The 24,393-nt window shown below is 42.4% G+C and carries 22 protein-coding genes; 11 read left to right on the top strand and 11 right to left on the bottom strand.

The features are described 5' to 3' along the window. Positions 1 to 68: 68 nt before the first annotated feature. Positions 69 to 500, bottom strand: coding sequence for a glycine zipper 2TM domain-containing protein (locus tag GVV58_RS03245; protein ID WP_005097225.1), 432 nt, complete (start codon positions 498 to 500; stop codon positions 69 to 71). Positions 501 to 846: 346 nt separating this feature from the next. Here GVV58_RS03245 and prfA point away from each other — a divergent pair, with 346 nt between their 5' ends. Both prfA and prmC read left to right on the top strand, forming a co-directional pair. Further along, positions 847 to 1,935, top strand: coding sequence for a peptide chain release factor 1 (gene prfA, locus GVV58_RS03240; RefSeq protein ID WP_005097224.1), 1,089 nt, complete (start codon positions 847 to 849; stop codon positions 1,933 to 1,935). Next, a complete protein-coding gene (gene prmC / locus GVV58_RS03235; RefSeq protein ID WP_005097223.1) occupies positions 1,935 to 2,753 on the top strand; it encodes a peptide chain release factor N(5)-glutamine methyltransferase in 819 nt (272 codons plus the stop codon). The genes prfA and prmC overlap by 1 nt, the downstream gene beginning before the upstream one ends. A gap of 61 nt (positions 2,754 to 2,814) precedes the next feature. Here prmC and GVV58_RS03230 read toward each other — a convergent pair whose 3' ends face one another. From GVV58_RS03230 to GVV58_RS03205, 6 genes are all read right to left on the bottom strand, one after another. Further along, on the bottom strand, positions 2,815 to 3,642 hold the full coding sequence (locus GVV58_RS03230) for an ABC transporter permease (RefSeq protein ID WP_159516002.1): 828 nt from the start codon (positions 3,640 to 3,642) through the stop codon (positions 2,815 to 2,817). Further along, complete coding sequence (locus GVV58_RS03225; RefSeq protein ID WP_159516001.1) at positions 3,642 to 4,613, bottom strand: aliphatic sulfonate ABC transporter substrate-binding protein; 972 nt, start codon at positions 4,611 to 4,613, stop codon at positions 3,642 to 3,644. Before GVV58_RS03225 ends, GVV58_RS03230 begins: the two co-directional genes overlap by 1 nt. A 275-nt stretch (positions 4,614 to 4,888) precedes the next feature. After that, entirely contained in the window at positions 4,889 to 5,770 is an 882-nt protein-coding gene (locus tag GVV58_RS03220; RefSeq protein WP_159516000.1) for an IS982 family transposase, read from the bottom strand. 147 nt (positions 5,771 to 5,917) lie between these two features. Beyond that, on the bottom strand, positions 5,918 to 6,271 hold the full coding sequence (locus GVV58_RS03215; RefSeq protein WP_159515999.1) for a hypothetical protein: 354 nt from the start codon (positions 6,269 to 6,271) through the stop codon (positions 5,918 to 5,920). Between the two features lie 240 nt (positions 6,272 to 6,511). Further along, entirely contained in the window at positions 6,512 to 7,393 is an 882-nt protein-coding gene (locus GVV58_RS03210; protein ID WP_159515998.1) for an IS982 family transposase, read from the bottom strand. Positions 7,394 to 7,480: 87 nt separating this feature from the next. After that, positions 7,481 to 8,503: an AraC family transcriptional regulator gene (locus GVV58_RS03205; protein WP_180001141.1), complete on the bottom strand. Its 1,023-nt coding sequence runs from the start codon at positions 8,501 to 8,503 to the stop codon at positions 7,481 to 7,483. A 137-nt stretch (positions 8,504 to 8,640) separates the two neighbouring features. On the opposite strand from GVV58_RS03205, the gene GVV58_RS03200 reads away from it, so the two are divergent. The 3 genes from GVV58_RS03200 (at position 8,641) to GVV58_RS03190 (ending at position 12,709) form a co-directional block, all read left to right on the top strand. Further along, complete coding sequence (locus tag GVV58_RS03200; protein WP_005097220.1) at positions 8,641 to 9,411, top strand: 3-hydroxyacyl-CoA dehydrogenase; 771 nt, start codon at positions 8,641 to 8,643, stop codon at positions 9,409 to 9,411. Between the two features lie 247 nt (positions 9,412 to 9,658). Continuing rightward, positions 9,659 to 10,795 (top strand): acyl-CoA dehydrogenase family protein, encoded by a 1,137-nt coding sequence (locus tag GVV58_RS03195; RefSeq protein WP_100355343.1) that lies wholly within the window; start codon positions 9,659 to 9,661, stop codon positions 10,793 to 10,795. 267 nt (positions 10,796 to 11,062) lie between these two features. Further along, the gene (locus tag GVV58_RS03190) at positions 11,063 to 12,709 is read left to right on the top strand and encodes an AMP-binding protein (protein ID WP_159515997.1); all 1,647 of its coding nucleotides are present in this window, start codon (positions 11,063 to 11,065) and stop codon (positions 12,707 to 12,709) included. A gap of 255 nt (positions 12,710 to 12,964) precedes the next feature. On the opposite strand, the gene GVV58_RS03185 is transcribed toward GVV58_RS03190, so the two are convergent. Further along, on the bottom strand, positions 12,965 to 13,495 hold the full coding sequence (locus tag GVV58_RS03185; protein ID WP_005097216.1) for a pyridoxamine 5'-phosphate oxidase family protein: 531 nt from the start codon (positions 13,493 to 13,495) through the stop codon (positions 12,965 to 12,967). Between the two features lie 481 nt (positions 13,496 to 13,976). Here GVV58_RS03185 and GVV58_RS03180 point away from each other — a divergent pair, with 481 nt between their 5' ends. The 4 genes from GVV58_RS03180 (at position 13,977) to GVV58_RS03165 (ending at position 17,048) form a co-directional block, all read left to right on the top strand. After that, positions 13,977 to 14,747 (top strand): HesA/MoeB/ThiF family protein, encoded by a 771-nt coding sequence (locus tag GVV58_RS03180; protein ID WP_159516161.1) that lies wholly within the window; start codon positions 13,977 to 13,979, stop codon positions 14,745 to 14,747. 58 nt (positions 14,748 to 14,805) lie between these two features. After that, positions 14,806 to 16,104, top strand: a complete 1,299-nt coding sequence (locus GVV58_RS03175) for an AarF/UbiB family protein (RefSeq protein WP_005097212.1) — start codon at positions 14,806 to 14,808, stop codon at positions 16,102 to 16,104. A 169-nt stretch (positions 16,105 to 16,273) separates the two neighbouring features. After that, positions 16,274 to 16,654, top strand: coding sequence for a dihydroneopterin aldolase (folB, locus tag GVV58_RS03170; protein WP_074383219.1), 381 nt, complete (start codon positions 16,274 to 16,276; stop codon positions 16,652 to 16,654). Continuing rightward, the gene (locus tag GVV58_RS03165) at positions 16,611 to 17,048 is read left to right on the top strand and encodes a 2-amino-4-hydroxy-6-hydroxymethyldihydropteridine diphosphokinase (protein ID WP_100355339.1); all 438 of its coding nucleotides are present in this window, start codon (positions 16,611 to 16,613) and stop codon (positions 17,046 to 17,048) included. The genes folB and GVV58_RS03165 overlap by 44 nt, the downstream gene beginning before the upstream one ends. A 596-nt stretch (positions 17,049 to 17,644) precedes the next feature. Here the strand turns inward: GVV58_RS03165 and GVV58_RS03160 are convergent. Continuing rightward, the gene (locus GVV58_RS03160; RefSeq protein ID WP_159515996.1) at positions 17,645 to 18,346 is read right to left on the bottom strand and encodes a VIT family protein; all 702 of its coding nucleotides are present in this window, start codon (positions 18,344 to 18,346) and stop codon (positions 17,645 to 17,647) included. Positions 18,347 to 18,623: 277 nt separating this feature from the next. On the opposite strand from GVV58_RS03160, the gene GVV58_RS03155 reads away from it, so the two are divergent. Further along, positions 18,624 to 19,325, top strand: a complete 702-nt coding sequence (locus GVV58_RS03155) for a DUF1003 domain-containing protein (RefSeq protein ID WP_074383218.1) — start codon at positions 18,624 to 18,626, stop codon at positions 19,323 to 19,325. Positions 19,326 to 19,467: 142 nt separating this feature from the next. Here the strand turns inward: GVV58_RS03155 and coq7 are convergent, their stop codons facing one another. Both coq7 and GVV58_RS03145 read right to left on the bottom strand, forming a co-directional pair. Next, on the bottom strand, positions 19,468 to 20,103 hold the full coding sequence (gene coq7 / locus GVV58_RS03150; RefSeq protein WP_159515995.1) for a 2-polyprenyl-3-methyl-6-methoxy-1,4-benzoquinone monooxygenase: 636 nt from the start codon (positions 20,101 to 20,103) through the stop codon (positions 19,468 to 19,470). A gap of 3 nt (positions 20,104 to 20,106) precedes the next feature. Further along, positions 20,107 to 21,426 carry an MFS transporter gene (locus tag GVV58_RS03145; protein WP_100535308.1) on the bottom strand — a complete coding sequence of 440 codons (1,320 nt, stop codon included), beginning with the start codon at positions 21,424 to 21,426 and terminating at the stop codon, positions 20,107 to 20,109. 174 nt (positions 21,427 to 21,600) lie between these two features. On the opposite strand from GVV58_RS03145, the gene GVV58_RS03140 reads away from it, so the two are divergent. Then, positions 21,601 to 24,357: an autotransporter assembly complex family protein gene (locus GVV58_RS03140; protein WP_159515994.1), complete on the top strand. Its 2,757-nt coding sequence runs from the start codon at positions 21,601 to 21,603 to the stop codon at positions 24,355 to 24,357. The last annotated feature ends 36 nt before the right edge of the window (positions 24,358 to 24,393 follow it).

Raw genomic sequence — 24,393 nt, 5'->3', positions numbered from 1 at the left:
TTTGAAAAGCATAAAAAAAGCACCCGAAGGTGCTCTTAATGACGAATGTCTGAGGTCTAACGCATTGATCAGTTATAACGGTAATGACGTTTTTTCTTGTAGTGGCGTGATTTGGCTTTTTCTGCAGTTTTGTCTTTGGAAATCTTGTTACCTAATGCAGCACCACCGGCAGCACCCAAGGCTGAACCGATATAACCGCCATTGCTGCCGCCCATGTTTTTACCTACGGTATAACCTGCACCGCCACCCAAAGCACCACCGATTGCAGATTCAGTACGGTTCTTTTTGCTACTTGCCACTGCTGCGCCGCCTGCACCACCTAAGGCTGCGCCAAGTGTAGCGCCAGTATTGCCGCCCATGTTTTTACCTAGGGCTGTACCTGCAACACTACCTAAGGCACTTGCTGCTGCAACACGTGCTGTACTGTCTGCATGTGCATTTACCGCCATCATTGAACCAGCAGCTAAAACTGTACTCATTAAAAGTGCGTTGAGTTTCATGTCATCACTCCGTGTCCATTAACAGGACTGTATTTATTTCGATGTGGAAAATGTAACAAATCATGCCCAGAATAATATGAAGATGTTTCTCCATAATTTACTGCTTTATTTGATGAATTGTAAAATCTGCAAGAAATAAGCATAAGATCGATTATAAAAAAGGCAATTCCACTATTTTTAATCTTATTTGTTAACAAATGCTGCCGAGAGAGAATGATAGCGGCGTGGACTTACTCAATAATGATGTTCATTAGAAGCCAGAATCGTTAAACTAGGCGCAATTTTTTGATTTCGCTGTGCTAAATCGGTTTTTAGTTGCAGCCTATGTTTTGAGATTTTTTAAAAAATGAAAGAATCGTTACGTTTACGATTAGACCAACTCTCTGACCGCCACGAAGAGCTGACAGCATTATTGGCTGATATAGAAGTAATTTCAGACAATAAACGTTTTCGTCAGCTGTCGCGTGAGCATAATGACCTGACAGAAATCACCAGCGTTTGGAGCAAGTACAGACAGGCTGAAGAAGATATTGAAACAGCTCAGGCCATGTTGTCGGACCCGGACTTTAAGGAAATGGCACAAGAGGAAATCAAAGAAAATAAAGCTTTGATTGAAGCGCTTGAATCAGACCTGAATATTCTGATGATTCCAAAAGATCCAAATGATGCCAACTCTGCTTATCTGGAAATTCGTGCCGGAACCGGCGGCGATGAAGCAGCGATTTTCTCGGGTGATCTGTATCGCATGTATAGTAAATATGCAGAAAATCAAGGCTGGCGTATTGAAATCCTGTCAGAAAATGAAGGTGAACACGGCGGTTATAAAGAAGTGATTTGCCTGATCAATGGTGACGGTGTATATGGTCGCTTGAAGTTTGAGAGTGGTGCGCATCGTGTACAACGTGTGCCAGCAACCGAATCGCAAGGTCGTGTACATACGTCTGCTTGTACCGTTGCGATCTTACCGGAAGTCGATGTCGATACTTCGGTAGAAATCAATTCCTCGGATTTGCGGATTGATACTTACCGTGCCTCAGGTGCTGGTGGTCAGCATATTAACAAAACTGATTCTGCGGTACGTATTACCCATTTACCGACAGGCACGGTAGTGGAGTGTCAGGATGAACGTTCGCAACACAAAAACAAAGCCAAAGCGATGGCACTTTTGGTGTCTCGTTTAGAAAATGCCAAACGGGCTGCTGCCGATGCTGCAACCTCTGAAATGCGTCGTGATCTGGTTGGTTCAGGGGATCGTTCAGAACGTATTCGTACCTATAATTACCCTCAAGGTCGTATGACCGACCACCGCATTAACCTGACTTTATACAAGCTGGATGCGGTCATGGAAGGTGATTTGACCGAATTGCTGGACAGCCTGCATCGCGAATATCAGGCCGATCAGTTGGCCATGCTTGCACAGCAGAATGGTGGATAATGAATATTTTACAAGCGCTGGCTTTACGCGGTGAAGCTGAAAGTTATGAGCGTCAGGAAAATGCCTGGTTGCTGGAACACATCACCAAGATTGATTCATTTGATCTGTTGATGAAAAAAGATCAGGAATTGACGCCTGAGCAGGAACAAGCTTATAAGGATGGTCTGGCACGAATTGCTGCCGGTGAACCTTTGGCTTATGTCACCGGTTCACAACCATTCTGGACTTTGGATCTGAAAGTCAGCAAAGATACGTTGGTGCCGCGTCCTGATACTGAAGTGCTGGTTGAAACCGTGTTAAAGTTAGATTTGCCTGAAGATGCCCGTGTGGTGGATTTGGGTACAGGCACAGGTGCAATTGCCTTATCGCTTGCATCGGAGCGTCCTGAATGGGTGATTGTTGCATCAGATATTTATGCGCCTACGCTTGAAGTAGCCAAATATAATGCAGAACAACATGATATTGAGAATGTAGAATTCGTTCTGGGTTCGTGGTTGAAACCATTTGGCCGTCAGTTCTTTGATGTGATTGCTTCAAATCCGCCGTATATCGATCCGGATGATGCACATATGCAGCATCTGGCGACCGAGCCGCAACGTGCACTGGTTGCGGATAAAAAGGGCTTGGCTGATTTGGAAGACATTATTATTCAGGCCAAAAAGCATTTAACCGTCAATGGCTGGGTGGTGCTTGAGCATGGTTATGATCAGGCTGATGCCGTGCAGCATCTATTTAAGCAGGCCGGTTATAAAAAGGTCCGTACCGTAAAAGATTATGGCGGTAATGATCGGGTGACTTTGGGCCAGTGGCCGCATTAATTTTAATCCTTCTTTATGAAAAGAGCGACCGATCTGGTCGCTTTTTTAGTTGCCTTTCACTTTATTTGCTTTTAATCACATCACGCCAACGTAGTAATCGAGTTTCCAGTATTTTCATTAGCTTATCTGTAATTTTTCCTAAAATTGCCAATAAAATAATCGCAATAATCACGATATCGGGTCTGGATGTTTCCCGGCCATCACTGAGTAAATAGCCGATACCTTGTGTTGCTGCAATCAGTTCTGCAGCAATCATAAACATCCAGGACAGACTTAAGCTATTCCTTAAACCTGTCAGTATGCCCGGGGACGCAGCCGGCAAAACAATTTGCTGAATCTGCTGCCAGTATTTCAGACGATACACTCGTGCTACTTCAATCAGTTTACGATCGACGCCCTGAATGGCCGCCACAGTATTGGTATAGGTGGGAAAGAAAGCACCAATCGCAATTAAGGTAATTTTTGAGGCTTCATCAATCCCCAACCAAAGCAGTAGCAGGGGAATCCAGGCCAAACTTGGAATCGATTTAATTGCAGAGAAGGAGGGTTCCAGAAACTCTTCTGCCTGTTTATTCAGACCCACGAAAATGGCAAAGATTAATCCTAGACCACTCCCGATCGCAAAGCCCCAAATTACCCGCCAGGTACTGACTCCGATATGTTGCCATAAATCGCCTTCTACCAGTTCAGCCAAAGACTGAAGCAGACTACTCGGTGCAGGCAACAGATAAGGTTCAATAACACCGCTGCGAACCAGTAATTCACATAGAACGATTAAAATGACAGGGAGTGCCAGACCTTTCAGCATCGAAAGACTGCGCGACAGAAAAATCGACTTGTGGGCTTGATGCTGCACGAGTTGTTCCGAGATGCTTTTAGGTAAAGCCATTATTTGCTCACAACCTTTTGTGCATATTTTGTCTCAAGCAGCTGGGACACCACTTGATTGACATTGGTGCCTTTACGCACCAGATTTTCTTCGGTCAGAATCGTGCCAGCTTTTTGTAAGGCCTTAATATGTTTGGTATTAGGGATATTTTGATCAAGATTGGTGCGGCTGAGCTGCAGTTTGACAACGTTTAATGGCAGTTTTGTTTCACGTGCCAAAAGTTCAGCCAGTTTGTCCGGATTGGCTTTGGCCCATTGGCGTGCCTGTTCATAGGCTTTAAGCACGGCTTCAATTGCTTCCGGGCTTTGTTTGGCAAAGTTTTCCTTTACACTTAAAACGCTATAAGAATTAAAGCCCACATTGCGATATAGCAGTTTGGCACCTGACTGTACTTGTGCAGAGGCCATTAGTGGATCTAAGCCAGCCCAGGCATCGATCTGTTTACGTTCTAGTGCGGTTTTACCATCCGGATGCTGTAAATGTACCAGTTGAACATCACCTTTACTGAGGCCGACAGTATCCAGAGCTTGCAAAGTGAACAGGAATGGATCGGTACCTTTGGTTGCTGCAATTTTTTTACCTTTTAGGTCTTTCAGGGATTTTATCGGCGAGTCTTTTGCAACGACCAGTGCAGTCCACTCTGGTTGGCTTTGTACATATACAGTTTTAATCGGGCTGCCATTGGCACGACTGAGGACGGCAGCCAAACCTGCAGTCGAAGCAAAATCGACACTGCCACTGTTTAAATACTCTAGAGAACGATTACTGCCTTGGCTAAATACCCATTTGATTTGTGTTTTCGGAAGTGCTTTTTCTAAAAGTTTTTGCTCTTTTAGCACCAGACTGGTCGGAGCATAATAAGCATAATCCAGTTTTAGCTCTGCCGGAATGGCTGCGAACGTTATACCACTGATCAGGGAAGAAGAAACTGTCAGTACCACCAATCTTGTGGAGATCAATATTTTTTTCATGCTTATCTCAAAGTCATCATAATGAATTTTTCGACATAAATAGCGGGTGTTGAGTGAAGATGCAAAAGAGAAAAACAGATAAGAAAATCAAAAAATAAAATATTTAAAAAATCTTATTTAAGTGTTTGAAATTATAAAAAAATTAGTAGGGTTACTAACTAAGGAAAACTTATATGAAATTCTTTAAAATCTAGCATCAAACCGAATAAGCTGAATTTTATGTAAAACAAGGCAATAAATATAGAAAATAAATTGCATCAAGATAAACGCCACTCTCAACTTTTAATTAAGTTTTCCAACTGTAAAGGAGGACTACCTAATTGAGAATTTAAAACGACTGAAATTGTATGTGAAAGAATTTTTCGAGTGATACGATGAGATAAATGCCATAGATCTCTAGCCCTGACTTTTTGTATATTAAACTGCGCTGTTAGTTGTCCTATAACTGTTTCAATTTTCCTTCGGGCATTCATTAGTATTCTCATAGCTTCTTTCGGTCGATGATCAACCATATTTTTTCTAAATGGTGTTTGTAAGTCAACAGACTGTAAATCATAATATTTTTTTAGTTCAGGTCTTAAATACCCTTTATCAGCGCCAAGCAAACTATGAATATTCTGTGTAATTTCAGGTGCAACATCTCGTTCATCGCAGTTTGCTGGAGCAAAAGTATAATCTGTAATCATTCCTGGGAAATTAATCACAATATGTGCTTTAAAACCATAATATTTTTCTTGTTTAGCTGCACAATAACTGAAGCCAGCATCGGTTTTAAAATTTCTGTGTTTTTTTGCTCGAGCATAGCGACAAACAGGAATAGGAAAACCATCAATAAAATGAATATTATCGTGCATAAAGGTTTTTCTAATCTTGGTCATAATTTGCTGATTGACTTGCCATAAATTTGCATAGTGTTTACAGAAATTAGGATAAGAACCTAATTTTGGAAACCAGTCTAAGTAATTGTGTTTAAAATATTTCCAGATATTTTTATCAGAATCCAATCCTAAAAATTTACCTACAATTTGTATAGTCATTATTTCAATATCGGTTAAAGCTGGAGGAAATCCTCTCGTTCTTAATGGCTTTGTGACGATAAGTGAATAGCAAGAATCTATGAATAAATACACAGAAATGATAAATTCGTAAATGGACATAACACGAGGTAGTTTTCTTGGTCGAAATCTAAATTGTGTTATGTCCTTTTTATTTCAATAGTCTAGAAAGTTGAAATTCGCGTAAGATAAATGAATAAGTATAAAAAAAGCGATACATCTGCATCGCTTTTTTGGGGTTGGTTCAATTTAGACCGGATAGTCTTGAAGGCAGTCATAGACTTCGACTTGATCTAAGCCACCGGTTTCCATTGCCAGACAAAGCGCTACAACTTTCACGGTATCTGCCAAGTATTGTTCATCTTTGAGCGCAATACCTTGTTGCAGGGCGACAATGCGATCTGCCGAAATTTCTAAGGCTGCCGCAGTTTCAGTTGCATCAACACGGTTAAAGAACTGAACCACAACATCTTTAAGCGCTGAGTCAGAGGCACTTAAAATAGCTTGATTAAGCTGTTCAGAGATTTGATCAGCTGAATGAACTAAAGCATTGGCGAAGTTTTGAACAAGATTCTGTTCAAGAACATCAGTCATCTTTAACATGAAAATACCTTCAACTTAGGAGAGAATTTGGGAGTACAGCCAATAGCAAAGTGCTATAAATTGAGTGAAAAGTAAGCTATTTTCAGGTGAATTGCAAAGCTTTCTGGATGACTGTGTAGTCCTGCTAATATATGCTGCAGGGCTTGAAATTTATAATCACAGTAAAAATATGAACTTAAGTTTCAATAAAATTTTATTAATATTTTTTAAGTATTAGTTTATATAAATTATATGCCAATCTCAACTTAAAATGAGTTTTTCGAGTTGAATTGGCGAATGGCCAAGCTTCTTATTCAAAACAACGCAGACGGTGTGTGACAGAATCTTTCTGATAAAGCGATGTGATAAATGCCATAAATCTTTTGCTCTTACTTTTTGGATATTAAAGCGATCTACCAACTGGCCAATGACGGTCTCAATTTTTCTTCTAGCCTTCATCAACACTCTCATTGATTCTTTAGGTCTGAGATCAAGCATATTCTTTCTAAATGGTGTCTGTAAATCAACATATTGAAATTTATAGTATTCGATTAAGCTTGGTCTTAAATAGCCTTTATCTGCTCCCAATAATCCATGAATGTGTGTTGTAATTTCTGGTGCAATATCACGCTCATCAACATTCGCCAGGGCAAAAGTGTAGCCTGTGACCATACCATCAAAATTAATCACGATATGTCCCTTAAAACCATAGTATTTTTCCTGTTGAGCTGCACAATAACTAAAGCCTGCATGTTCTTTGAAGTTTTTATGTCTTTTTGCTCGACTATAGCGACAGACAGGAATAGGAAATCCATCAATAAAATGAATATTATCCTGACCATAATATGTAGTTAAGCGAGCTATGATTTTCTGATTGATCTGCCATAAGTTTGCACAATGTTTACAAAAATTAGGATATGACCCCAGTTTTGGAAACCAAGCTAACCAGTTGTTTTTAAAATACATCCAGATACTTTTATCTGTATCCATTCCAAGGAATTCACCCACAATTTGCATTGTGATAATTTCAATATCGGTAAGAGCAGGTGGAAAGCCACGAGTTCTGAGTGGTTTATTAACAACAATTGGATATAGCTCATCTATAATTAAATAGACAAAGATGATAAATTCTTCAATGGACATAACTGTAATTTTATTTTCTTGGTCGAAATTAAAGTGAGGTTATGTCCTTCTCATTTCAATGACTTAAAAAGTTGAGATTGGCGTTAATTATCTAATATTGTTTTGACGATAAGCTCCCGGACTGACTCCAGTCCATTTCTTAAAGGCACGATGAAAGGCGCTGGATTCCTGGAAGTTGAGCTGGTCACTGATGTCTTGCAAGCTTTGCTCAGTACGCGTCAATAATTCGATTGCGGTATCCCGGCGTATTTCATTTTTTAATTGCTGGTAGCTGACCCCTTCGCTTTTTAAACGCCGTTGCATGGTCGCCTCGGACATATTCATTTTTGAGGCAAGATCATTCAGTTCTAGCCATTCTGACGGTGAAACTTGCAGAAGCTGTCTGCGAATCTGGGTGCTGAGTGCATAAGGATTTTTAAAACGCACCAATAAATTGTGAGGCGTTTGTTGAATAAACTGATACCAGGATTGAGCATCCTGCTTAATCGGCAGTTGCAGATAGCTTGCATCAAACTGCACATAGTTTTCATTGGCCTGATATTCAATCTGTTCACAAAAACGGACTTTATAATCAAAATCATCGAGTGGTGCAGGACATTTTAATTGAATCTGATTCAGCAAAATCCGTTGTCCACTTAACCAGCAGATCAAGGTATGAATCAGCATCAGATAGGTCGCATAACTAAACATGCGTTTTGTAGATTTTAAATCATAAATCACGATATAGGCATAGTGTTCCTCAACGAGAAGCGTGCTTTGCAGATCGTCCAGAATCAAGTTGAGAAATTGCAAAATGTGTTGTAGCGCCTTTTCCAGTGTATCTGCCTGCATAAGCATTTTTGAAAGCAATTTAAAGCTGCCACGGCGCATGGCATGACTGTCCATGCCAAAAAATTCGTCATTCATGCTGTCTGCAAGCACTGTCCATAATTGGGCAAACTGGCTTACCGACACGCGCGCTTGAGGTGCATTGAGTACTTCGGCTGGAATATTGGCTTTTTTCAGAATAGTAGAGATATCAAATTCTAATCGTTTGGCATCGAGCAAGGCTTCCTTGACCAAGTCGATCGAAATAGTCCCTTTGCTATATTCCAGTGCAGGCTTATGCATGTTCAGTGTGACATCCTCATTTTTATTGTCCAAATACCTCAGGCAAGATGCAATATTTGGAAATTGTACAGAATAAAAACTCTGTTTACTCTGCATATTAAGTCGTATCTCAAATAGAAAATTATCAGGGAAGAAATATGAAAATTCAGGGAAAAGTCGTTGTGATTACCGGGGGAGCATCGGGTTTGGGTGCAGCGACAGCCACGCATCTGGTTGCACACGGTGCCAAAGTGATTCTGGTCGATATGAATCAAGAGCAGGGTGAGGCATTACAGCAACAACTGGGTGAGCAGGCTGAATTTGTACAGCTAGATGTCACCGATGAGCAGGCCGTAGAAACGTTCTTTGCACATGTCGAAAATGCGTATGCTCAACTGAATGGTTTGATCAACTGCGCAGGTATTGCACCTTCTGCCAAAGTGCTGGGGCGTAACGGTATTCATGAATTGGCGATGTTCCAAAAAGTGCTGAATATTAACGTGAATGGCACATTTAATATGCTACGTCATGCAGCGGCGTTAATTGCAAAATATGAACTGCAATCTGGTGAAGAAGAGCGTGGCGTGATTGTAAATACCGCTTCGGTCGCCGCTTATGATGGTCAAATTGGCCAGACCGCTTATGCTGCTTCCAAAGGTGCAGTGGTGGCGATGACTTTACCTTTGGCTCGTGAACTGGCACGTGAAGCCATTCGAGTGATGACCATCGCCCCGGGCATTATGGAAACCCCGATGCTAAAAGGTATGCCGCAAAATGTTCAGGATGCTTTGGGACAAATGGTGCCATTCCCATCACGTTTGGCTAAACCTCAGGAATTTGCCCAGCTGGTGGGGCATATTTTTGAAAATAGCTATTTAAATGGTGAAGTGATTCGTCTGGATGGCGCGATTCGCATGCAGCCTAAATAAGTCTTCGATTTATATAGGACATGATGATTTGCACAGCTGCCAGTTTCTCATTGAATTTAAATGACTTTGTTTAAGCATGCATTTTCTTTTGAAGGATCAAAAGAAACAAAAATCCTTTGCGAAACTGAAGATACATCCCTGTATCTCAGTTTCGCAGGCGACATCCATGCCGCCTTAACTGACGTTCCAACGATCTCAATAGTAAAAAGCTTGAAGTAAATAAAATAGATATAGAAAGGGAAGTTCAATGATTTTAAATGATGAACAAAAAATGATTCAGGACATGATGCGCAATTATTCGCAGCAGAAACTGAAACCAACAGCGGCCTTACGCGATAAAACAGCACAATTTCCTGCACAAGAACTCAAAGAACTGGGTGAGCTTGGCGCACTGGGTATGACCGTTGCTGAAGAATGGGGCGGTGCAGGTCTGGATTATGTTTCTCTGGTTTTGGCACTTGAGGAAATTGCCGCAGGAGATGGGGCAATTTCGACTATTATTAGTGTGCAGAATTCTTTGCCTTGTGGGATTACCCAGCGTTATGGCACCGAAGCACAGAAACAGCAGTATTTAACTAAACTGGCCACCGGTGAATGGCTGGGTTGTTTCTGCTTGACAGAACCTCAGGCCGGTTCAGATGCCAGTTCTTTAGAATGTAGGGCCGAACGTGATGGCGATGAATGGGTACTTAATGGCACCAAGCAGTTTATTACCACGGGCAAACATGCACAGATCGCATTAGTCTTTGCTGTGACAGATAAATTGGCAGGGAAAAAAGGCATTTCATGTTTTCTGGTACCGACCGATGCACCGGGTTATATCGTGTCACGCCTAGAGGAGAAAATGGGTCAGCATTGTTCCGATACCGCGACGATTGTTCTGGATAACTGCCGGATTCCGGTGGAAAACCTGCTGGGTCAGGAAGGTGAAGGCTACAAAATTGCCTTGTCCAATCTTGAATCTGGTCGTATTGGTATTGCAGCACAATCAGTCGGGATGGCTCGGGCTGCGCTGGATGCAGCGGTGGAATATGCCAATGAACGTAAAGCCTTTGGTGTAGAAATTGTGCAGCATCAGGCAGTGGCTTTCAGGCTGGCAGATATGGCGACACAAATTGAAGCGGCACGTCAGCTGACCTTGCATGCGGCAACTTTAAAAGATGCTGGTTTAGCCTGCTTAAAAGAAGCCTCAATGGCAAAACTGTTTGCATCAACCATTGCAGAACGGGTCTGTTCCGATGCGATTCAGATTCATGGTGGCTACGGTTATGTCTCTGATTTTCCAGTAGAGCGTATTTACCGTGATGTGCGCGTGAGCCAAATTTATGAAGGTGCATCGGATATTCAACGTTTGGTGATTGCGCGTGAAGTCTGTCAACGTTGATTTTGATTAAAAAATAGATTTTGGTCGATATTCAAATCTGGCATTTCGGTTGATGGATATGGAAATTGCCAGGATCAAGCAACCCTGATTAGCTAAAGACAGACAGTACGCAGAAGATAAATAAAGCAGCATGATTCATGTCTTAGTCATCAGGCATGAATTAGATGTGAAGAAACTATGCTGATGGAATCAGCAGGAACAACAACGATAAGTGGACACACTCAGGCAAGGTCGCCTGAAAAATACAACAGGATAGAGGTTGTCGTCATGAAGACACTAGAACAAGCATATGTTGATTTCAATTTTGAAAATATGGTTCAGGAACATCTGGCTGGAAATGCAGAGTCCATCAATGCCTATACTGAATGTTGTGGACGTTACCTTGGCCAAAACCGAACCGCACTGATCTGGGAAGGCAAAAATGGTCAAACAGAGCAGTGGACATTTGAACAATTGGCAACTGCTTCAGGACAGCTGGCCAATTATATGCATTCTCTGGGTTTAAAAGCAGGAGATTGTATAGCTGGACTACTGCCAAGAACACCTGCACTCTTAATTACTATTTTGGCCACCTGGCGGATCGGTGCTATCTATCAGCCTTTGTTCACTGCCTTTGAAAGTAAAGCAATTGAGCATCGTATGAGTACAGCCGCTACTCAACTGATTGTCACCGATCAAGAGCAGCGCTTGAAACTGCATGATCTGAATATTCCAAATATTCTGACCGTACATCAGGCAGTGGCAGATCATTATCCGGATGCTGACTTTTGGACCGAGTTAAAGCAGCAGTCAGAAGAGTTTGAGCCAGTGAGTGGCCAATTTAATGATATTTTTCTGATGATGTTTACTTCAGGCACCACAGGCTTGGCAAAATCGGTTCCTGTACCTTTAAAAGCGTTGTTGGCCTTTAAAGGCTATATGCTGCACGCCGTAGATCTGCGAGAAGAAGATTCCTTCTGGAATCTGGCAGATCCAGGTTGGGCCTATGGACTATATTATGGCATTGCGGGCCCGCTCAGTTTAGGTCATAGCATCATTATGGATGAACGTGGATTTAGCGTCGATAATGCTGTACATATCATTGAGAAATATAAAGTCAGTAACCTGACTGGCTCGCCAACTGCATTCCGGATGTTCTTTGGCTTTAAAGAAAAATTTGATGCAGGCATCAGTTCGCATTTGCGTGTGGTCAGTAGTGCAGGTGAACCGCTTACGCCTGAAGTGATCCAGTGGTTCAATCATGATTTAAATGTGAATATTTATGATCAATATGGACAGACTGAACTCGGTATGGTGATCGCCAATCATCATGGCTTGGAGCATCATAAAAAAGTGGGTTCAGCTGGATTTGCGATTCCGGGGCATCGCTTTGCGGTATTGAACGCAGAACATCAGGAAGTCGAAAAAGGCGGGATTGGAATCTTGGCAATTGACTGTTCGGCTTCACCCTTGATGTGGTTTAAAGGCTATGCCGGTCATAATCGAAAGTCTTTTGTCGGGCAGTATTATTTAACCGGTGACACTGTAAAACTGAATGAATATGGCGGTATTGATTTTATTGGACGTGCGGACGATGTCATTACAACCTCAGGCTATCGGGTGGGGCCTTTTGATGTAGAAAGTACCTTGCTGGAATGTGAAGAAGTGCTTGAATCTGCAGTCGTTGGTAAACCAGATCGAGAACGAACAGAAATTGTAAAAGCCTTTGTGGTACTTAAACCAGCCTATCCAGCCACTGAAGAACTCATGCTGAAGCTGCAAAGCTATGTGCGTTCACGCCTATCCAAGCATGCCTACCCAAAAGAGATTGAATTTGTCGAGTGTTTACCTAAAACATCGAGTGGAAAAATTCAGCGAAATTTACTCAAACAGCAGGAAATTGCCAAACTTCAAGAAATGAAGCGAGTCAGTTAGTTTTTAAAATTAATCTGTTAAGTAAGTGCCAAAAGGCTGCCATGGCAGCCTGTGGTTTTTTGACAAAATACAGCATTTTCTAGTTAAATTTTAAATTAGAGATAGGACTGATTTTTACAAGATTTTATTTTCAAAAGTACGAATTAAATTAAGCGAAATACATGGTTGATGTAATTACATTGAAATTATGACAAGGTTTAAGATTAAATATATCAAAAATTTAGCCTCTTAATCTTAAGAGGCTAAATGTATCCATTACCAAATATTGGTTTGTAAATTTACTTTTTGGTGTTCCGCATGTGGCTCACCCGCTTCACCGGTAACGCCACCTTTTAAAGCTTTAAAGAGCTGGGTGACTTTGTTGTCGGTCACATTCCAGTATTCAGCGCTGACCGCTTCAGCAATCAGTACCCGTACAGTCGGATCATCCTTGCCATCAAACCAGTTTTCTGCCCATGGATTCCACAACTGTTCAATCAGAATACGATCGGTACTAATCTGGGCATGGGCACTGATTGACACATAAATACCATCTGATGGTTTTGCAAAAGACAATCCAATTTGACCACGGCCTGTTTCTGCTGCTTTGACCAGATCATTGGTATTACGCAGGATGAAATATAAATTTTGACGTTCATTCATCTGTTCGGAGTTCAGCATGGTCATTGGCTGGGAATGGATTTCATGGGTGTCAGTTAAATGGCTGATCATGGTGTAACGGACATCCTTGATCAATTCCCATAATTTTTCACGATTATCATGTTGAGTATTGTTATGCTCGGTCATGTATGTTCTCCATACGATTTTATGAAAACTTGAAAAGATTGCTTGGTATTTTCAGATTAATCATATTTAGAGACAGATGCCTGAGGTCTCACTGAACTCATACATTTTTATACGCAAATGCAGGCAGAGACTACAGAATCGCTAAACAAGGCAACTTAATGTACAGGGTAATTTAATAGCAAAGATTTTAATAACAGCAGGTCTGACGCCTTTTATAAACTGGAGAGCCATTTGCCGGAACTGTTTAATTGAGGTGATTCAAAAAAATCATGCCAAGCCCTAGTGGCTGCAGCTTGATACCGAGCGTTTAGCTGATATGCTATTTGGCTCAGCGATGGCCAAACCATTTATTGATGTGCTGTGAATTGACTGTGAAATTGATCTTCCAAAGATTTTTAGCCTTCAGAAACATCAGTAAAGCCAATTTTGCGATCATTGTTAAAAATTTTCGAAACAAGGAAAGACGTTGTCTACATTTAATATGGATGCCATATCCCCAGAATTCGAACTCACCGATGCTGAATTACATTTGTATAGCCGTCAGATTCTCTTAGATGACTGGGATATTGACGCTCAAGAACGGTTAAAATTTTCTAATGTCTGCATTGTTGGTTGTGGTGGAATTGGCTGTGCACTGGCAGAACTTTTGGCACGTGCCGGTGTAGGAAAAATTACCCTGATCGATCCAGATACGATCGAGATGAGCAATTTACAGCGACAACTTACATTTACACCGCAGGATCTTGGACTTTACAAAGCAGAAATTCTGGCGAAACGACTGGGCCAAATTAATCCAAACGTACAGGTTGAATATATTAATCAGGCCTTAACGGCTGAAAATGCAGTCAGTGTGATTCGGCATCAGGACTTGGTGCTGGATGGTTGCGACCAGTTTGCGACACGTTATCTGGTTAATCAGCGCTGTGTAGAACTGAATGTACCTTTGTTGAGTGCCTCGGCGATTGGCCTGCAAGGGCAACTTTTTATGCTCGAAGGGGATTCGGCCTGCTATGCCTGCCTGTTCCCACCCGAGAATCAGGCCGATGAAAGTCTGCGCTGTGCAGATTCCGGAGTACTGGCGACCACGCCTAACGTGATGGCCAGCTTGCAAGCCCATCATGCCTTGTTATATCTGGGTTTGGGATTGATGCCACTCAGACAAAAACTGCTGTTATGGGATGGATTGAGTTTTAAGCAGCGGATTCTCGCTTTCGAAAAAGATACAGATTGTCCGATCTGTCAGGCAAGATAAGCCTGCAAATTAATATTTTTTTGCTACACTGCATGTAATTAATTTTTCCTAAGACATTATGAAAAACAATATCTGGTTAGATGGAATACGTTCAGTTGCCCGCATGGGAGAAACAGCGGTCGTTGCGGCAAAGGCGGGCTTTAAATATGCTACTGAAAAGCCAAGCAATGCCAAACTCATGCGGGAGACTTTTGAATCTCTGGGTTCAACTTATATCAAGCTGGGGCAGTTTATTGCCAGTACGCCGTCTCTATTTCCGCGTGAATATGTAGAAGAATTTCAGGGCTGTCTGGATCAGACTCCACGCTTGCCGTTCAGTTATATCCAGCAAGTGTTGGCCTCTGAATTTGAAGGGCGTAATCTGGATGAGATCTTTGCCTCGATTGATGAAACGCCATTGGCCTCTGCGTCTATTGCACAGGTGCATGCGGCCAAGCTGGTGTCTGGCGAAGATGTCGTGATTAAGGTACAAAAACCGGGTGTGGAAACCATTTTATACACCGATTTAAATGTACTGCACTGGGCGACCAAAGTGCTGGAAAAAGCCGTGCCCAAAGTCAAATTCGCTTCGCTGGCCGATATTGTTGATGAAATCAAAACCCGGATGGTACGTGAAGTTGATTTTATCGAAGAAGCACAGAATCTGGATGATTTTGTCAATTATCTGAATATCACCAATAATAAGGCAGCGACTGCACCTAAGGTTTATCATCAGTATTCGACCCGTCGTGTGCTGACCATGCAACGCTTGTATGGTGTGCCATTGACCGATTTTGAAGTGGTCAAAAAAGTATCCAAAGATCCATCTCAAGTACTCATTACCGCAATGAACACCTGGTTTGGCAGCCTGATGATGTGTAACAGTTTCCATGCCGATCTGCATGCAGGCAACCTGATGCTGCTCGAAGATGGCCGTGTCGGTTTTATCGATTTTGGCATTGTTGGCCAGCTCAAACCTGAGGTATGGACGGCATGTATGGCATTTATGGATTCATTGCAACATACCAATTATGAGTTGATGGCACAGAACATGCTGAAAATGGGTATGACTGCTGTGCAGATTGATACCAAAGTTCTGGCAGCGGATCTTGAGCGTTTATTCAGTGGCGTATTGATGGCAGACCCTCAGGAGCTGTTAACATCAAATCCGGCTGATCTGAACGATATCATGATGGATATGGTGGCTGTGGGTGAACGTCACGGCATCCGCTTCCCGCGCGACTTTGCTTTGCTGTTTAAGCAAATGCTGTATTTCGACCGTTTTATGCGAATTTTGGCACCATATACCGATATCTATGCCGATCAGCGTTTGCAAATGATTCAGGACATTGATCCGAATTTACTGTTAAAGCATTAATTTAATCCCTCCCGACCTCCCTTCCTTGCGCGAATTTTAAAGCAGCGCTTTAAAATAGCTCAGGGAGGAGTGTTTCACTGCTTGATAAAGTATAAGCGATAAAAGTTCCTCTTTATAAAAGAGGGATTTAGGGAGATTAGTTGTAAATATCATATTCTCGAGCAATCCAATGGACGCCATTATTATTGAAGGTTTAAAGGTTGAAACAGTCGTGGGCTGCTTTAACTGGGAGCGTCAAATTATTCAGCCTTTAATGCTGGATTTGACCATTCAAACCGATTTAGAACAGGCATCAAATTCAGATGCTCTTGCAGATACGCTGAATTATGCAGAAATTTGTGAGATTTCAGCCAAGGTCATTCAAGAAGCTCAGCCTGAATTGATTGAACATGCAGCAAAGTTAGTGCTGAATGCACTTTTTACTACCTTTACAGCAATTGAATCGATTAATATTACGATCCGTAAGCCTGCCATTATCGCGCAAGCCAATTCTGTAGGGATACGTCTTGAACGCCACCGAAACGATTTTCGCTCTAGCATTAGCGAGTAATTGTCATCCTCAGCAACATTTTCAAGCTGCACAGCAAGGTATTTCTGAATGGGGAGAAGTCCAGTTCTCTCCCATTTATAGGATTCCTTGCCGGGATGGCATCGGCGCCGATTACTGGAATGCGGCATGTCTATTAAAAAGTTCGGTGTCGAGTGCAGAAATTATTGAGCTGCTTAAACAGCTGGAACAGGCATCAGGGCGGACACGTCCATCGCATCAAATTACCCTGGATGTAGATCTGATTGCCTGGGGATCAGATCTTCGACATATGCAGTTTAATGAAAAAAAATTGCCCCTGGCTTTGGATGTAAAAGTTCCCATGTTTGATATCTGGCAAGACCCTGTATTCGAGCATGAGTTACATTGTTTCCCAAGAGTTGAACAGCTGATTTAAATCAAATCACCTAATTTTTTGCTGATGTAATTTATGCAATACGAATATTTAAAAGCCTGATCAAGCAAGATCAGGCTTTTTTTATGATGCAGTTTTTTGTTTTTATATGAAAAGAAAAATTCAGATAAGATGGCTCAGGTGGAGTTTAGGAATCATTTAAACATGAAAATATGAGAAATCTTGGCTTATGTTATTTTAATTTTTGGGATCCTTTATGTGATCCAATGAGGATTTCATGGTTTTCCGACAAGGAATTCATATGTGATTGATTTGAAGCTCTGGAATTTATTCTAAGATCAGTAAAAACCCTCAAAGCAGTAAAAATGCATCATCGCGCTTTTACTTTTTCTTGTTATAAAAAATAATCAGCAATACGATAATGATCACCAAGATGGCAAGAATGATCGTAGTTTCCATAACAATACCTCTCAGACATAGATCTTAAGGTTTAAGCGTCTAAATTAAAACTGAACGTAAATTAAAATAAACTCAAGTTTTGTTAGAGCCGTTAGTTTTTCGAAAAAACATTTTTCAGTGATGTTAATAGAAGAACCGCTCAATCCTATTCTGTATTTAACTAAAAAATAAACCCATATTTAGGCAACAGACACATTAAATAATGATCCGATCCACGCACTGAATAACATGGCGATAATTCCCCACAGCATCACCCGAACTGCACCTCTCCAGACGCTCACTCCACCGGCATAGCTCGCCAGTGCACCCATCATCCCCAAACTTAAAACGCCAATCAGCATGACGCCTTTATCCAGATAGTGTTCCGGTAGAATCATGATTGAAATTAAAGGAAATAATGAACCTACCGTAAATGCCATAGCCGAAGAAAATGCAGCGAGAAAGGGCTGAGCCGAGGTATGTGCTGAAATACCAATTTCATCCCGGGCATGGGCATCCAAGGCATTATGGTCGGTCAACTGTTCAGCGACCTGTTGTGCCAAAGCGGGTTCCAGACCTCGTTGTATATAAATCGTTTTGAGCTCATTTAATTCATGGGTGGGATGGCGTTGCAGTTCGCGCTCTTCCATGAGTAGATCATTGGTTTCAATATCTTGCTGGGATTTTACTGAAATATATTCACCAGCTGCCATTGATGCGGCGCCAGAAATCAATCCGGCAACACAGGTTACCAATAAAATTTCAGTGGATGCTCCACTGGCTGCGATACCCACCACCAGACTGGTGACCGAAATAATCCCGTCATTTGCCCCCAGTACAGCTGCACGAAGCCAGCCCGCACGTTCGATATAATGTTTTTCAAGATGGTATGAATGGCACACAATGAAGCCCTTTTTTATTATCATTATGATTATAGTAAATTTAAGTCATGTATAGATAGTAGGATTGAATCGATCTGAAAATTACCTTGAATGATCAGATCATAGTGCGCTTGGTTAAGTATTTTATCAATCCAAAATAAAACCGAGGTGAAATTCATTTATTCAAAAGACCAGACGGACTTGATATATAATTGATATCCAAGGGATCAAATTTATTTAATAAAAACAATTATATAAAAATTATAGCTGAGTGAGCTGGTTTAAAAAGAGAATTATCATGAAAGAAAAAAATGAGAGCCATAAATGTTTGGTGTGCGGCAAGCACTTTCTTCTGAAAGATCTTACTCCGATGGGAACGGTCAGAAAAGTCATTACTGAAGAGATTGGCAAGGATATTCCAGTCTGGACGCCGCAAGATTATATTTGTCAGACAGATCTAACCCGCTATCGCATGCAGTATGTACATTCATTATTAAGTTTGGAAAAGGGTGAGGTCACAGATCTTGAGGTCGAAGTGATTCATAGCATGCATCAGCATGAACTGATCACCAAAAATGTGGAAACAGCATTAGAGCAAAAGTGGACTCTGGGCGAAAAGCTCGCCGATAAAATTGCAACTTTTGGCGGAAGCTGGACATTCTTAATTTGCTTTGCAATTTTTCTGGGTCTGTGGATTACGATTAATACGGTTGTTTTGGTAACTCAACCTGCCGATCCTTATCCCTTTATCCTGTTAAATTTAATTCTGTCCTGTCTCGCGGCAATTCAGGCACCGGTCATTATGATGAGTCAGAATAGACAAGAGGCAAAAGACCGTCTACGTTCTCAAAATGATTATCAGATCAATTTAAAAGCCGAACTGGAAATCCAGCATTTACATGAAAAACTCGATCATCTATTAATGCATCAATGGGAAAGGCTGGCGCAAATACAGGAAATCCAGCTGGATTTACTCTCGGAAATGAGCAAGAAGTATTGAAATGAAAAGCTGTGGTATTTCTCATATTTTATATGGATTGTAAATAAAGGATGATCGCATATCTTTAGCGAATAAATTTAGATCAAAATTTGAGACACATTAAAAAGCCCACAATGCGTGGGCTGAGATCGGATCGATCTTTTTAAATAAAATAACTGGTCTTGGTCATGAGTTTGGAAATAGCTGTCATGGTGATTTTGACCGGAGCAGGCAGATCTACACCGCCTGCCTTCAACGCTGTATCCCGATGATGCAGCTCATCTTCATTCATCTGTTCCAGAATGCGCCGAGAACGCTCATCTTGCGGCGGCAACTGACTGATATGATGCTGCAAATGCATGCTCACCTGACGTTCAGTTTCTGCGACAAAACCCAGACTGTATTTATCACCGGCAATTCCGGCCAGCGCGCCCATACCAAAGGACAGGCCGTACCAGACCGGATTGAGCAGACTGGTATGGCTATCCAGTTCTTTCAAGCGGTCTTCACACCAGGTCAGATGATCCTGCTCCTCAATCGCTGCCTGTTCCATTTCACGACGAACATTCGGAAGTTTTGCCGTCATGGCCTGACCATGATAGAGCGCCTGTGCACACACTTCACCACTATGATTGACCCGCATCAAACCTGCCACATGACGGGCATCGCTCACCGTCAATTGTGTTTCTACCGGTTGGGCTGGATTTTCACGTTGTGCCGATGTCGTGCCCGGGACGAGACTGCGTAATGCCTGATCAAAAGAATGAATCAGCTTGTCGACACCTGTATATTGACGCATGAATTAATCCTCCAAGGGTGTTTTCGCGGTTTTGATCATGGGTTTGAGTCGGAAAAGCAGCCATAGGGTAAACAGGCCGCTCAACACTGCGGTAATACAAAAAAGTACTTTAAGATCAAGCTCTAAAATACTTAAAATAATAATCGAAAATATAGCAGAAGATACCATGAAAACGGCATTCAGAATGTTATTTGCTGCAACCACACGCGCACGATGTGAGCGGGGAGAATGCGCCTGCATCATGGCATAAAGCGGTACGATATAAAAACCGCCACTAATCCCGAGTAAGGTCACTGCCAGCATCACATGGTAATAACTCCAGCCTTGCTGAAACACATCAGCCAGACCGATTAATTCACCGGTACGTGCTGGAACAAAGGCCAGACTCGCGGCCAGATATAGGGCAAAGATCACCAGACCGATTGCGCCAAAAGGCACCATCTTGATATTGACCTTGCTGCCGCCAATTTTACGGCATAAATATGAACCTAGCCCGATTCCGACAGAAAAGAAAGTTAAGAGCAGGCTGGCAACATTTTCAGAGGCATGCAGATTTTGCAAGGTCAGTTGAGGGATTTGAGTCAGATAGGTTGCGCCGTAAAACCAGTACCATGAGTTGCCCAATAAAATGGTAAAGACTAATGGCAAACCCTGAGCATATTTTAATGTTTGCAAGCTGGTACGGAAAAAATTCCAGTCAATTTGCAGTTCTGGTGCAGGGATATTTTGTTTGAGAATATAACGACTCGATCCATAACCAATCAGGGCGATCACAACGACTGTTAAACTGATCCAGATCAGATTACCAGAAGATGCAGCAATGACCGCACCACCCAGAATCATACCGAATAAAATTGCCAGCGATGTTCCGGACTGAAACAGGGCATTGCCAGACATCAGCTCATTGGGTTTTAGCACTTCCGGTAAAATGGCATATTTGATTGGGCCAAAGAAGGTGGACTGGGTTCCCATCAGGAACAAGGCAAATAACAGAATCCAGAGATTGCCAAGCAGGAAACCCACCGTTCCCAACAACATAATCACAATTTCCAGAATCTTTAAATAGCGAATCAGCTGTGAACGTTCGTATTTATCGGCAATTTGTCCGGCGGTGGCTGAAAAAATAAAATAAGGCAGGATAAACAGCAAAGCAGCCAGATTATTCAAGGTGCTGATGCTGGCCGATTGTTGCTGAATCCAGCCGTAGGTGATGACTAGGAGTAACGCTTGTTTAAATACATTATCGTTTAATGCACCAAAAAACTGCGTCAGAAACATCGGTAAAAAGCGCCGAGAAGCTAACAAATGTTCATTTTTGTTCATATAGAGCGTGCTACATTAAGTTTTATTAAGAAATGTCAGTTATGCGTAAACATTGAGAAAAATCATGTAAGATACTTTCAGCCATGTAAAGGTAAAAACCAATCAATTAAGCTCTTTAGCTTATATTTTTCGGTCAAATAATCAATTAAAGAATGTATTCGTTTCGAGTTTGCCATGCCTGCAAAGAAAAAATTTAAAAAAACGATGCTTCATCGCAGTATGGGGTCGCTTATACCACTTCAGAGTGGGGCACAGCTGTGTATGAGCATTTTTTTTATGATGTTATCCCATCAGAGCATGGCACAAACCGAACAGCCTGAAACACCTGTGGCCATTTCTCAGGCAGAAATGGTAGATGAACTGTCCAAAGAAGCGATGCGACAGGGACTGGTCACATCTGAAAATGAAGCCACCGAAAAAATTGAAGAAGCGATACAGCCGGAAGCATCTGTCGACAGCATGTTGATGCTGGAGCAACAGCAAAATGCAGGCTCCGGTCTGGACGTATTTACACCGATCCAGTTCGATGATCTGGAAGAGCTGCCGATCCAGTCCATTGACCAGAACATGGCGAATGAAATTTATCGTGAGGCCGAGCAAGCCAAGCAGGAAGCACAAAATTATCGCAATACCCAGACCGCTGAAACAGTCGTAGCAGATATCAGTCAGCAAGAGTTACTTGAAATCAATCAGGCACCTGTAAATGTCGACCAGTTGATGCAATCGATTCAGGCAGACAGCCAGATTATTGTACAAAATAATGAAGCCGGCATGACTTTGCCAGAAGTAACGGGGCCACTTGTTGCTGAAGATGAGAAACGTCCCAATATTTTTAAACGACTATTTTATAAAATCCGTCCGCCACGTCAGATCATGACCGCGAGAGTTCCGCGAATTAGTGCGGATGTGGTGATTATGAACGGCGAAGGTATTGCGCAAAGCAATGGTATGCTGAATCGTAGAGCTGAGCCTGAAGGCTATCTGAATTTAAGAAATAATGTCAAAGCCAAACTGTCCAGTTTTACCCAGGAGTCTTTTGGCGACTTTAATTCCGCTTTGCCACAACTGCGAACCTTGTCCCGACAGGCGGCACAGGCAGTCGGTTATTACAATGCCCAGTTCAGGTTTGAAAAAATCTCTGATAGTCGCGTTCGGGTTTTTGTCACCCCGAATGAACCTGTGCTGATCACTACACAAAATCTGGAATTTAGCGGAGCGGGTGCGGAACAGCCGCAATTCCAGGTCATCAGTCTTTTGCCTGAGCAGGAAGAGGGCGATATTTTCAATCACGGCAATTATGAACAGACCAAACAACGGATTAATACTGCCGCCAATAACAACGGTTATTTTGATTCATACTGGCGCTTGCATGATGTCAAGATTTCACAGCCACAAAATACGGCCGATGTAAATCTACGTTTCGAGACAGGCGAGCGTTACAAGCTGGGCAATGTCGAGTTTAGAATGAGTGATCCTGAAAAGGAATTTCCGCTGGATCGTGATGTACTCGAAAGTCTGGTCACCTGGAAAGATGGTGCAGACTATACCTTCTGGCGAGTGAATAGCCTGGCCAATAACCTGACCAACTCGCGCTATTTTAACTATACCCTGGTGGACGCAATTCGCCCTGATCCGGTTGACAGGGAGCTGGAGCTGGCACCGGATATTCAAAGCCTGATAGAAGAACAGAAACTTTCTGAAGATCAGGCGACTGCGACACAGCCTGATCGCTCAGTGGCATCTGCTAAAGAAGTCACTCAAAATGTCGTCGATGAAGACCAGTTTGCCGGTAGCCGCGATCAGGAAAATCCAAATTTAAGAAGCTTGCGGGTCGAGCAGCAGACCAAAGAAAATGAGCAGGAGCGTTTAAAGGCACAAGCGCGGGAAGAGAAGAAAGTTCCAGTGATTGTGACTTTAAATGCAGACCGTTTAAACAGTGCTGAACTGGGTCTGGGTTATGGAACAGATACCAATATCCGTCTACGTGGTCAGTACCGCCGCGCCATTGTAAATAAGCGCGGACATTCTTTTGATGCCAACCTCGAGTTGTCCGGTATCCGGCAGTCCATCGATGGTCGTTATAACATTCCTTATCACCATCCGCTGAATGATTATGTCAGTATTGTCGGTGGTTATGAGCGCGAAGAACGTGATGGCGTGGCTCAAGGTGAAGGTCTGCAAATTGAATCGGCAGTGCTGGGTGTAGACCGGATTATTAAAAACCCGCTGGGTAACTGGCAGCGTACTTTTGGAGCGCGTTACCGTCTGGATCGCTTGAAGCAGAATGGTTCTGTTGATTTTAACCAGATTCCGGAAGCGTTTCGCTTTAATACCGAAGATGAACAGCAGTCGTTACTGGTCGGTTATGAAGTTTCACGTACCGATACCGATCGTCGGGTCAATCCGACCAAGGGTTTCAAGCAGACCTACAAAGTCGAGCTGGGTAGTGAGGCGTTATTGTCTGATGCAGATATGGCGATTGTAAATGCAGGCTGGCGTTTTATCTATTCATTGGGTGAAAATGCAGATCATCAGTTTGTTGGACGTGCCGATGCCGGTTATATCTTCACTGAAGATTTTGCCAAAGTGCCGTATAACCTGAGATATTTCACCGGTGGTGACCAGAGCATTCGTGGTTTTGATTACAAGAGTCTTTCTCCGGAAATTGAAGGCTTTAAAGTCGGTGGTCAGGCCTTAGGGGTTGCTTCCTTAGAGTATAACTATCAGTTTAGGGAAGGCTGGCGTGCTGCGGTTTTTGCAGATGCCGGAAATGCTTATAATAAAGAGTTCAGTAATCCGACCGAATATGGTGCGGGTGTGGGGATACGTTGGGCCTCACCGATTGGACCGATTCGTATCGATGTGGCGACTGGATTGTCTGATGACAATCACCCAATTCGTCTGCATTTCTTTATTGGTTCGCAGTTATAAAACATCATTTTTTAAAAATAGTTATTTGGGTACATC

The sequence above is a fragment of the Acinetobacter sp. 18QD2AZ41W genome (assembly GCF_009829025.1).
Classification (GTDB): domain Bacteria; phylum Pseudomonadota; class Gammaproteobacteria; order Pseudomonadales; family Moraxellaceae; genus Acinetobacter; species Acinetobacter pseudolwoffii.
The sequence above is the reverse complement of the archived record's forward strand: the minus strand, read 5'-3'. Positions and strand labels throughout refer to the sequence as shown.